This is a genomic window from Anabaena sp. UHCC 0253 (genome assembly GCF_009712085.1).
In the GTDB taxonomy this organism is placed as follows: domain Bacteria; phylum Cyanobacteriota; class Cyanobacteriia; order Cyanobacteriales; family Nostocaceae; genus Dolichospermum.
On sequence record NZ_VILD01000003.1, the window covers coordinates 112,971 to 123,955 of the forward strand.

The window sequence follows — 10,985 nt, forward strand, 5'->3', positions numbered from 1 at the left end:
TAGGAAAAACTTCTTAACAACGGACAACGGACAACTTAAAACAAATAAGGGTGTACTCATGTACACCCTAAAAATTCAAAATATGAAAGGATAAAATTTAACCAGATATAGCTATGGGCAAGGCGGTTAGGACATCAACTAATCCTAGAACTTAGACAATAAAAGGCTTATAGCACTGTCACCTGTCACCTGTTCCCTGTCACCTGCTATACATTAATCAGCAGCGTCCATTGCTGCTGCCCCTGTTGATTCTTCCTCTTCACTCTTGGGCGGTCTTTGTTGGAATCGTCTGCCCATTCTACCTGTAGTAGTCCGTTTACGAAACTTTCTGGCGTAAGCCTGGTTTCGTAGCGCCTTCTCTTTTTTCGGGTTACGGCGCTTTGCCATATTCACCTCATGAATAAACAACAAAAAATTGGCATCTAGGCATTACTTAGGCCATATCAGCTACCGATGTTATTGATATACTTTTCTAGCCTAGTGCAGCAATCAATACACTTGAAACAGCATACCATTATATCTTACGAAAAAGCTTATTGTCAAACTAAATTTGGGCTGATCATGGGTATTACTCCCTATTGTCTGTTATTTTTCTTACATATAAACCATATATTTGATAAGTTTAGACAATTACGAAAAATGTCCTGAATCAATCTCAGTATCTGGGTATTTATAATTGATGGTCATGGATATAATGTTATTTAAATATCCATATAAACTGCTTTCGATACTAATAATGCAGTTATTTAAAGCAAATGGTAAAATTAGGTTATTCTAGGAATATTTCTAGGGTAATCAACTAAATCACACATATTTGTATAAATAAAAACTTGATTATGATTTTGGTAATTGAGACTATACAAGTATTAGTAAAATCTAGAATACAATAAAGCAATTTGAAACTTGAACATTCTTGCTTTTTTTAAGCCAATGATTCAGTCCACTCGTAGCTTATGGCACTTTGGACAAACGGTATTGGGTATTATATTTCGCCATCCCATTACTGGTACAAGTATTATCCCCATTTTACCTGATGGCCAGATTGTGTTAATTAGAAGGAAGGATGATGGTCTTTGGTCATTGCCTGGTGGTATGGTGGACTGGGGAGAAGATGTTCCTCATGCAGTTGGTCGGGAATTGATGGAGGAAACAGGGCTAGAATTAGTCCAAATTCGCCGTTTAGTCGGAGTTTATTCTTCACCAAACCGTGATCCCCGCATTCACTCTATCTGTATTACTGTTGAAGCCGAAGTCCAAGGAGAAATGGTTATTAAAGATCCTTTAGAAGTCATAGAAATTCAAGCTTTCCCCTCTATGTCTTTACCAAAACCAGATATGTCTCATGATCATTTTCGTCAGTTACAAGACTATTTGAATGGATTAACAACACTTGCATAAAAGATGAAGATTTAAGATTTTGGGTTTTTAAATTAAATCCAAAATCTATAATTGGAAATTGCAAAACTTGGATAGGTAAATTAGTAAATTTAAGATGAATATATTATTTCGCAACTCCCGCAGAAAACTTTCTCAAGGTGTATTGTTTTGGCGTGAGGTTGGTTCAGGAATCCCCACAGTTTTTTTACATGGTGCATGGAATGATGGTAGTGAATGGGTATCAATAATGGAAATAATGGCGCAAAATAACCATTGTTTTGCACCAGATTTATTAGGTTTTGGTGAATCAGCACATCCTAATGTTCACTATTCCATAGATTTGCAAGTAGAATGTTTATCCCATTTTCTAGAAGCTTTAAAATTAGAAAAAGTTTATTTAGTGGGTAATTCTTTAGGCGCTTGGATTGCCGCTAGTTATGCTTTAAAATATCCAGAGCAAATCTATGGTTTGATATTGTTAGCGCCTGAAGGTGTAACAGCAGAAGGACAAGAAGAATATTGGCAAAAAAGACGGCGCTTATTTAATGTTTCTCCCTTAATAATTAAGTTTTTACGTTTTATTCGTCCCTTAATTAAATTGATTGGTTGGGAAGAAAAAATTGCTGCTGATTTAGATTTAAGAAAAACATTGTTGCAATACTCTACCGCTTGTCAGTTACTCTTTAATCGTAAGCAACCAGAAATAGAAGCGGAATTACTGGAAAAAAACTTACCTGAAATTAAAGTTCCCTGTTTAATTTTACAAGGTGGTGAAGATGATGCGATCGCTATATCGAGAAGTAATACTTATGCTCGATTAATTCCCAATATTCAGTTAAAGATGATTGCTCATGGAGACAGTAATTTACCAGAATCTTGTGCTGGAGTTGTCGCTGAAGCTATTGGGGATTTTATTAATCAATAGGGAATTTGGTAGAGTCATATCCCTGAATTTTTTAGAGAAGTCAGGGATATTATTATTTGTGAATATAGCGATTTCAGGTACAGGAAGGAATTAAACGCAGATAGAAGATGATGAACGCGGATAAACGCAGATAAATTTGTACTTAGATAGGCTAGGAAACGCTATAATTTCGGATTGTTATCTTTTAAAACAGAGTATCAAATGGTTCATAATCATATTCTTCTAGAATCTCATTAAAGAGTTCTGTAGCTCTATCATTATCAAGTTCTAAATCTTGTGCTAACTGAGACCAATATTCATATTCTTCATCACTAAAGCATTCATCAGCAAGAGCAAATTCTACAGACATTTGGAAAGTTTCTTCGGCTGCATCTTCGGCTAGAATAATTTGCACAGCCGCATTATAAAGAAGTTCAAATCCTCCAATTTCTATGAGATTATTGATTTTTTCTGCTAGTAGTTCGGTATCAATTTCATAGCTTTCATAAAGTCCCGCTAATAACTCGGACTCTTCATCAGATAAGCCATCTACAGCCGCACCATATAAACAAATAACTGCAATGGATTCAACAAGAGTTAAATAGCAATTATCTGTTTCTTCTTCATCTTCTTCTTCATAGAATTCATCATCAAAATCTTCATCTTCTTCAACCCAAATATCCGCAGTTAAATCAAATTCAGTCGTCCCTTTAATTTTCCAGCATTCAAAACATAATTCGGGGTTAGTCATATACTCATAGGGAATATAGCAATACCCTGATTCTCCCCACTCTTCACCCCATGAATTACGAACAATGAAAACTTCAGCACTATCTTTATAACCTACGCAAAGCATAGCGTGTTTACCATGTTCTTCCCTCCCCGCATCGCTGTTTAAATCTGGCATTGGGACTCTTCCTTTGCTAGTCACTTGATCAAAAGATTTAAACAAAATGAGTCCAAACACAAAAGGATAACCTTCTGCTAAACAATGTTTCATTGCATAAATATCAACAGGAACTTCTTCTGGTGTTTCCCACTGAAAATCAGGAACATTTAGAAGTTCGGTAGCCTCGTTATAAGCATGGAAAATAGGTTCAATATTGACATTTTTAACTTTACCGTTATCTGTAACTTCATAAGCCCAGGTTGATTCATGACAAATGCCTTTTTCTTGCAAGCTCATTAATGCTAAAGTAATGCTACTTCCTTGATCCTGAATTTTAGTTTGACCAAAGTGTTCTAGTCCTAGTAATCGGGCATTGTAATAGACAAAAAGACGACTAAAATCAATCTCTTGTCCGATACGATTCATGATATACTCGTACCCTCCCACAACTGCATTTGCTGTACAACTGTTAGCACCTGCTTGATTTTCTACAGGAGTCATAAAGGGACGGAGATCAACCTGTGGTGGTAATTCTTCTTCGGTAAATCGCTCGGTACTATAAACGTGAGAACCGGGAATTTCTTGTTGGGAAGCACTACAACCACTTAATGCTTTCCATAAACCTGTATTTCGATCTACTATATAAGACAATACAGCTTTTTTAGACATAAAATTTTATGGGGGTTATCCACAGGTAATGAAGTATAAAAATTATAAAATATGTCTTCAGGCAGATGTAACAATTTTAGAATTACTCAATTATTCTTAATGCCCCTTCTATGTTAGGGAAGGGGTTAAAGGTTTTTACTTACATTTTAGAGATTGGCGAGTATCTACACCTGTTTTAGAATTAATCCCACTGGCATTAATACAGAGCTTTTTCACCTGTATCATGTCTAATATCGCATCAGTAAAATCAGCATTAGTAATATCAACGTTATCAAAAACCGAACGCAACATCATTGCGTCTGTAAATATCGCGTCACTTAAATCAGCATCTTTGAATTTTGTTAAATAGGCAATGCCTTGACTAAAATCTACACCGTGTAAATTAGCAGCATCCAATAAAGTGCCGTTAAATACAGCACCACGCAAATCAGCATTGCTAAAGTTAGTATTTTCTAATTTCACACTCGTAAACTCAGTTCCAATTAAACTTTGACCAGAAAAGTCCTTGCCTGCGACTCCCTGGTTCATAATGGAACTGGTGACATTAGAAGAACTTGCCGCTTGGGCTGAGAAAGGGAACACAAACAGCACTAAGGCTAAAATCACACTCGCCAATATTGGTCGGTACTTCATAATCTTCGCTTAATAAATCTCAACAATTCCACTATTAATCATTAAACCGCAGGAAGGAGTCAGAAATAATTCTCTGCTAAATTAGAAGCTATCCCGTAGGATGAATAAAAGTTGAAGTGCGATCGCCTCGCTCGTCGTCAGCATCGCCCATAAATATAAATAACCATCTGTGGCTAATCAAGAAAATATTACTCCGTCGGCAGTCCCTCATGGGGAAAACCCCCAGAACTTCGCTGCCTCCCAATCTCTAGCGCGAACCCCCCTATATCAAATAGGTGTAGAACTCAAAGCCAGATTTACCAGCTTTGGTGGTTGGGAAATGCCCATACAATATAGCAGTATTACCCAAGAACACCATGCTGTTAGAAACACTGCGGGGATGTTTGATATTTCCCACATGGGCAAATTTACCCTCCAAGGTAAAAATCTGATTTCTCAACTTGAGTATTTAGTTCCTTCGGATTTGAGTCGTTTACAACCCGGACAGGCACAATATACTGTATTACTAAATCCTCAAGGCGGAATTATTGACGACATCATTATTTACTACCAAGGTACAGACGGCACTGATACGCAAAAGGTAGTAATTATCGTCAATGCTGCAACTATTGATAAAGACAAAACATGGATATTGGCACATCTTGATCCTGATGTAGTTCAATTCCAAGACCTTTCACGGGATAAAATCTTAATAGCTGTTCAAGGTCCAACAGCTACTAATCATCTCCAATCCTTAGTCACAGCAGATTTAACTCCTATTAAGGCTTTTGGGCATTTAGAAACCACCATTTTTGGCAAACACGCATTTCTGGCGCGTACAGGTTATACCGGAGAAGATGGCTTTGAGGTGATGGTAGATTCCACTGTGGGGATAGATTTGTGGCAAAGTTTATATAATGTTGGTGTTGTCCCATGTGGACTTGGTTGTAGAGATACTTTGCGTTTAGAAGCTGCAATGGCACTTTATGGACAAGATATAGACGATACTACCACTCCTCTCGAAGCTGGTTTAGGTTGGCTATTACATTTAGATACCAAAGGTGATTTTATGGGGCGGGAAGTTTTAACACAGCAAAAAGCCCAAGGAGTGCAGCGTAAACTTGTAGGTTTACAAACACAAGGACGGAATATTCCCCGCCACGGCTACTCCGTATTATCCTCAGATCAAGTAGTTGGAGAAGTAACAAGTGGTACTCTCTCACCTACACTTGGTTATCCCATAGCCTTAGCTTACGTTCCCATTCAGTTAGCAACCCTTAAACAGCAACTAGAAGTGGAAATTCGCGGCAAATCTTACTCAGCTACAGTGGTGAAACGCCCATTTTATCGTGCAAAGAATCGTGTTACTAACTGATAACCTTTGCGGTTTTTGAGGAATAATGTGTTTTAGGTTACTCTGGTAACACTATTTTTTAACGTGGAAGAGAAAGTGATATGTCTTTTGAATATCCCCAGGATTTAAGATACTTAGATTCTCATGAGTATGTTCGTCTAGATGGCGACATTGGTACTATTGGTATTTCTGAATTTGCTATTGATCAATTAGGTGATATTGTCTTTTTAGAATTACCAGAAATGGGTGATGCTATTGAGTTAGGAGAAAGATTTGGCACAATTGAATCAGTAAAAGCAGTAGAAGAACTGAATTCACCAGTTACTGGTACTGTTATAGAACGGAATGAGATGTTAATTAACGATCCTGAACAAGTAGCCGATGATCCTTATGGTGAAGGTTGGTTTATTAAAGTCCGTGTTAATGATCCTGGTGAAATTGAGGAAGCTATGACAGCAGATGAATATCGGGCTTTGGTAGAAGGCGAGTAAATAATTTAACATTCATCTTCTCAATAACTTAGAGGTGTTCCATGGGAACATCTCTACTGAAAAAAGTATATTCTGAATCCCATTAGCGATCGCCCTCAGCAGACAATTAGTATTGTGTTTTTAGCAACTGCCACTAAAGAAGAGCAGAGAAAAATGTAGAGGTTTAGCAATGCTAAACCCAAGCTGTTCAACTTCCTGACTGTCTCAGTAGATAGTCTAAAACTCTGTCAATTCGTTCTAATGCTGCATTAGTTGTCAGTTGAAACTCCTGAAACTGCGATTTCTGTTCCTCATAGTTTCGATCAAGCTTTAACATTAATGCTTCTAATCTTTCAGTTCTTGCCTTTGTTTCCTCTATCTCTCCACCTGCTTTGTTAAATAGGCGCTGAGTATGAAAGATAAACTCATCAACTCTGCTTGATAATTGGTCAACTCGCAATACTGTTCGGTCAAGTTGTGTCTGGGTACGGTCTTGTTTTATACCCAGATCATCCAGCATAATTTGAGTGCGGTCTTGTTTTATACCCAAATCATCAATCCGCCGATTGGCTGACTCAGCATAGGTAGCGGCTGAAATTAGTAGTTCACGGATAGTAGCAAATTCACTTTCTACACGGTCAAGTCTTTGCTCTGTAGTCATGTTAGTTCTTTTTGTTTTTGGTGTTGGCGCTTCGCGATCGCATCACTGACAAGTATTTTTACCATTTGGCTCATCGAGCGTTTTTCGTTTTTCGCTTCTGTTGATATTTCTGCATAAAGCTTTAAATCATCTTCATCAGTGAAATATATGTTTAGTCTTTTTCCTTCAGGCATAATGGCAATGCTTAGTATTTCTATGCTTTCATTTTCTCTTGATTTTCCTATTTTTGTCATACAGTGTTAGATAGTGCTATTGTAACACTATAATTAGTCATTAGGCAATATTGCCATCAATACCTGTACTTTAGTATCAAGCATTGTTTTATACTTTTAGAATAGTATTTAATGGTGCTGTTATGGACGCTGAAGAACTTTTAGAAAAATATGCCGCTGGGCAACGACAATTTCATTCTGTAAATCTGAGAGGGGTAGACCTTAAAGGTGCAAATATAAGTGAAATAGACTTCTATAATGCAGATTTAACGGGAGCAGATTTGAATGATGCTAACCTGAGTAAAGCAAGACTTCAGAGCGCAAAACTCATTAGGGCATCTTTAACAAATGCTAATTTGAGTGAGTTAACGGACTGTTCTAGTTTAACTCTGAATTGGGCTGACTTGAGTGGTGCTGATTTGAGTAAAGCAAATCTTACAAATGTCAACTTCTATAAAGCTAACTTGGATAATGCTAAATTGATGGGAGCAAAACTGAATTCTGCTAATTTTATTAAAGCGAATCTAGATAATGCCAATTTAACTAGTGCTGACTTAACCTCTGCTAATTTAACTCAAGCTTATCTGGATAATGCCGACGTAACTGGTGCTAACTTAACCTCTGCTAATTTAACTCAAGCTTCTCTAAGTAACGCAAACTTTGTCAGAGTCAATTTAAATTGTGCTAATTTAAGTCAAGCTAACTTGGTAAAATGTGATTTAACTCAAGCTGATTTAGCTAAAGTGAATCTTCAAGATGCTAACTGCCGAGGATCTAATATTCAGCGTGTTAATCTTGAACTAAGTAATTTATCGGGTATAAATTTAACCGATGCTGATTTGCGTTCAGTAAATCTCAATAGTGCAAATCTCCAAAAAGCTTGTTTACAAGGGGCAAATTTAGAAAGAGCAGAGTTGCAAAAAGCCAATTTAATCAATGCAACTCTCAATAATGCAAATTTAAAAAAAGCCGATTTAACCGGCGCAAATATTTATGGTGCAACCTTTGAAAATGCTAACCTCACAGGTGCGATAATGCCAGATGGAGAAATTTATCAAACATCTACAGATTTAGAATTTGGTAAACCAGAAACACCATTAGCAAAAGATATTCCTATGACTCGTAAAGTAATCCGTACCGATAAAGCACCCGCACCAGTTGGACCATACAATCAAGCAATTCTTGCGTCTGGGCAAATGTTGTTTGTAGCTGGACAAATTGCCATAGATCCTCGTTTGGGTGATGTTGTTTATACCGAAGATGTAGTCAAGCAAACTGAACAAGTAATGAGAAACATTGAAGCTATCCTGACAGAAGCAGGTGCTACATTTAAAGATGTGGTAAAAACTGGTGTATTTTTAGCTGATATGAATGATTTCGCCGCTGTAAATGCGGTTTATGCAAAATATTTTTCCGAAGATACAGCCCCAGCGCGTGCTTGTGTTGAGGTTTCCCGTTTACCTAAAAATGTGTTAGTAGAAATTGAGTGTATCGCCGTGATTGGTGGCTAATTATCCGGTGGGCAATGCCCACCCTACTTTTAGTTTTCAGGTTCAATACCTAATGATTTTAATTGGGCTGCTAGTCGTTCCGTGCGTTGTTTTTCCTGTTCTATTTCTTGTTGTTTTTGTTCTACTAATTCTGAACTCCACAATAATAAATTTCCCTGTTCGTCCCACCACCTTAACCATTTACTAGTCAAATTTTCTCTTGTTCCTTCCCACACTCCCAAGTAAAGGTTCATTTCCTCTATCCAGTAACGTTGGTTTTCGTGAGGATTTTGCAAAGTGTACAAACCTGTATTAGAGTTTAGCTGATAAAATTCTAAACTACCGCTATCTGGTTCAAAAATAGCGTAATTGGGTACTTTTAAGATTTTTTCATAGAAAAACCATTTTCCAGGGGGATAAGTTGGTTTAATGGAATATTCTGTTCCGTCTGTATCAGAAATAAATTCCATAACGATAACCGGAATATCTCCCTGTAGTTGGGGTGTATAACTACGAAAGACTTCTTTTTTAGTTGCCCGAATTTCCGGTATATAAGCCCAATCAGGTGCTTTCACAACAATTTTGCCATTTACTGTTGCACAGATACCGTAGTTAGTCGGTGTGAGGCAATTGACGGGAAGTTTCCCCGCTAGTTGGAGGCTTTCAGTTAATGCTGCGGCTTGGGCTGGTTGGTAGATATTGTCCACTGGATCATTTGGGAGGATGTAATCATCAGGTAGTTTTTCCCAAGTGATTTGGTAGGCTTGGGTAGCAATGATCATGATGGGTTTTGCTGTATTCAGGTTGTAAATTCTAGTTTAACCAGTTATGGAAATTAATTCTTTGAATGTAAGTAGGTAGGTGGGAAAACTTATAACTATGTCATTGCGAGTGGAACGGAGTGGAACGCAGCAATCCCAAGAGTTTTGGGTAATTTACAGTTCGTTACATAGTTGGGTTGGTTAGCATCTACCTACTTACTCGAATTTTGATAATAAATAAGTCTGATTACTGATGATAAATTCTTAGATATTCTCTAAAAACAGTAGAGAGAGTATATAACTTTTGATCATTTTCTAATTTTTTTAATAAAAATCTTCTCGTTAATGATTGTAAGCCGTTAATTATATCCGTTGATAATAATGATAAAGACTGTTTTATTTCATCTCTAGATATAGGTTGATCATATTGGCTGATTTTTAATAATATCTCTTTTTCAACTTCAGATAATCTCATCCAAATTGAATCAAACAGAGATTTGAAATCTTCTGTTAAGATTAAACTATTTTCTTTGATAAATTCTGATACTTCACCTTGAAATACTTCTTCAATTAAGATGCTAATATACTGTAAATATTTAGGATGATTTTCATATAAGTTAATTAATTCTAACCAATTTTCTGCATTTTTTAATCCTTGTTTTTTTAATATCTCTGTAGCTGCATTATCTAAACCTGATAGTTCTAAACAATGAATGGGATAAAGTTCACTATCTAAAGAAATCATTTCTTGGCATTTTTCCTGACTGATGAGAATTAAACAACTTTGATGTTCAATTTCTGTGATCATTTGTAGGAAGGTTTTATAATCTTGATATTCAGGTTTATATTGTCCTGCAAATTGACGGTTAACAAAGATATTTTCTAGATCATCTAAAATAATTAAGTATTTTTTATTTTTAAGAATATTAAATAATTGCTTTAATTTATTATCTATAGTTTCTTTAGCTTCTTGTTTGCAAACATTCAATAAATCATGAATAAGTAAATCTAGGGATTTAGGAAATTTTAAACTTCTCCAAATAATTACTTCAAATTGTTGGAGATTTAGATCAACAAATCTTTTTACAAGGGTAGTTTTACCAATTCCAGATAATCCTAAGACTGAGATTAAAGGAGTGTTTTGATTTAATGTCCAATTCAAAAGAGTTTTAATTTCAATTTCTCTATTATAAAAATTGATGATTTTAGGAGCGCTACACAGAAGTGAAAATACGGCATCAGAAAACAGCACTTGTAGCTGAAACTTCTGTGAATGTATCTGAACAAAATTAACATATTTTTGAGGAAAAATTTCATGGATCCAATTACTTGGGTAATACTTATAGGTGGTTTTTTAACAGGGATTCTTTTTCGTCATTTTTGGAACGAAATTAAGTATTGGGCTACCAAGGTTATTGTTGAGATACTCAAAGCAATTAATGAGGCAATAGAAGTTGCTTCAGATGCCTTTGTTTATTTTATACAAGAGGGAAATAAGATTTATGAAAAGATGGAGGTTTATGTTCAAAATGTTGAAAATCCTCAACGAATAAGAACTGAAGTCGTAACACAACAGGTTCATGATA

Annotated in this window: 13 protein-coding genes; 6 read left to right on the plus strand and 7 right to left on the minus strand. The window is 36.1% G+C overall.

Translation table 11 applies throughout. The annotated features are described in order from the left end of the window. Positions 1 to 213: 213 nt before the first annotated feature. Complete coding sequence (locus tag FJR38_RS08745; RefSeq protein WP_168497706.1) at positions 214 to 387, minus strand: hypothetical protein; 174 nt, start codon at positions 385 to 387, stop codon at positions 214 to 216. Between the two features lie 543 nt (positions 388 to 930). On the opposite strand from FJR38_RS08745, the gene FJR38_RS08750 reads away from it, so the two are divergent. Together FJR38_RS08750 and FJR38_RS08755 are read left to right on the plus strand one after the other, a co-directional pair. Further along, positions 931 to 1,398 carry an NUDIX hydrolase gene (locus FJR38_RS08750; protein WP_371418166.1) on the plus strand — a complete coding sequence of 156 codons (468 nt, stop codon included), beginning with the start codon at positions 931 to 933 and terminating at the stop codon, positions 1,396 to 1,398. A gap of 94 nt (positions 1,399 to 1,492) precedes the next feature. Continuing rightward, positions 1,493 to 2,302: an alpha/beta fold hydrolase gene (locus FJR38_RS08755; RefSeq protein ID WP_168536542.1), complete on the plus strand. Its 810-nt coding sequence runs from the start codon at positions 1,493 to 1,495 to the stop codon at positions 2,300 to 2,302. A 184-nt stretch (positions 2,303 to 2,486) separates the two neighbouring features. Here FJR38_RS08755 and FJR38_RS08760 read toward each other — a convergent pair whose 3' ends face one another. Further along, positions 2,487 to 3,839, minus strand: coding sequence for a C1 family peptidase (locus tag FJR38_RS08760; protein WP_168536544.1), 1,353 nt, complete (start codon positions 3,837 to 3,839; stop codon positions 2,487 to 2,489). A gap of 135 nt (positions 3,840 to 3,974) precedes the next feature. Further along, positions 3,975 to 4,472, minus strand: coding sequence for a pentapeptide repeat-containing protein (locus FJR38_RS08765; protein WP_168536546.1), 498 nt, complete (start codon positions 4,470 to 4,472; stop codon positions 3,975 to 3,977). 169 nt (positions 4,473 to 4,641) lie between these two features. Between FJR38_RS08765 and gcvT the strand changes: the two genes are divergently transcribed. Both gcvT and gcvH read left to right on the plus strand, forming a co-directional pair. Continuing rightward, positions 4,642 to 5,826, plus strand: a complete 1,185-nt coding sequence (gcvT, locus tag FJR38_RS08770; RefSeq protein ID WP_168536548.1) for a glycine cleavage system aminomethyltransferase GcvT — start codon at positions 4,642 to 4,644, stop codon at positions 5,824 to 5,826. Positions 5,827 to 5,906: 80 nt separating this feature from the next. Then, positions 5,907 to 6,296, plus strand: a complete 390-nt coding sequence (gcvH, locus tag FJR38_RS08775) for a glycine cleavage system protein GcvH (RefSeq protein WP_168497718.1) — start codon at positions 5,907 to 5,909, stop codon at positions 6,294 to 6,296. 187 nt (positions 6,297 to 6,483) lie between these two features. On the opposite strand, the gene FJR38_RS08780 is transcribed toward gcvH, so the two are convergent. Together FJR38_RS08780 and FJR38_RS08785 are read right to left on the minus strand one after the other, a co-directional pair. Next, a complete protein-coding gene (locus tag FJR38_RS08780) occupies positions 6,484 to 6,936 on the minus strand; it encodes a 6-aminohexanoate hydrolase (protein WP_168536550.1) in 453 nt (150 codons plus the stop codon). Then, complete coding sequence (locus FJR38_RS08785; RefSeq protein WP_168497724.1) at positions 6,933 to 7,169, minus strand: hypothetical protein; 237 nt, start codon at positions 7,167 to 7,169, stop codon at positions 6,933 to 6,935. Before FJR38_RS08785 ends, FJR38_RS08780 begins: the two co-directional genes overlap by 4 nt. Before the next feature lie 122 nt (positions 7,170 to 7,291). Between FJR38_RS08785 and FJR38_RS29160 the strand changes: the two genes are divergently transcribed. Further along, positions 7,292 to 8,659, plus strand: a complete 1,368-nt coding sequence (locus FJR38_RS29160) for a Rid family detoxifying hydrolase (RefSeq protein WP_168536552.1) — start codon at positions 7,292 to 7,294, stop codon at positions 8,657 to 8,659. Between the two features lie 29 nt (positions 8,660 to 8,688). Here the strand turns inward: FJR38_RS29160 and FJR38_RS08795 are convergent, their stop codons facing one another. Both FJR38_RS08795 and FJR38_RS08800 read right to left on the minus strand, forming a co-directional pair. Next, positions 8,689 to 9,420: a Uma2 family endonuclease gene (locus tag FJR38_RS08795; RefSeq protein WP_168536554.1), complete on the minus strand. Its 732-nt coding sequence runs from the start codon at positions 9,418 to 9,420 to the stop codon at positions 8,689 to 8,691. A gap of 226 nt (positions 9,421 to 9,646) precedes the next feature. Further along, the gene (locus FJR38_RS08800) at positions 9,647 to 10,651 is read right to left on the minus strand and encodes an NB-ARC domain-containing protein (RefSeq protein WP_371418167.1); all 1,005 of its coding nucleotides are present in this window, start codon (positions 10,649 to 10,651) and stop codon (positions 9,647 to 9,649) included. A 63-nt stretch (positions 10,652 to 10,714) separates the two neighbouring features. On the opposite strand from FJR38_RS08800, the gene FJR38_RS08805 reads away from it, so the two are divergent. Then, positions 10,715 to 10,985: hypothetical protein (locus FJR38_RS08805; RefSeq protein WP_168536556.1), on the plus strand; the 271-nt coding region annotated here is incomplete at its 3' end.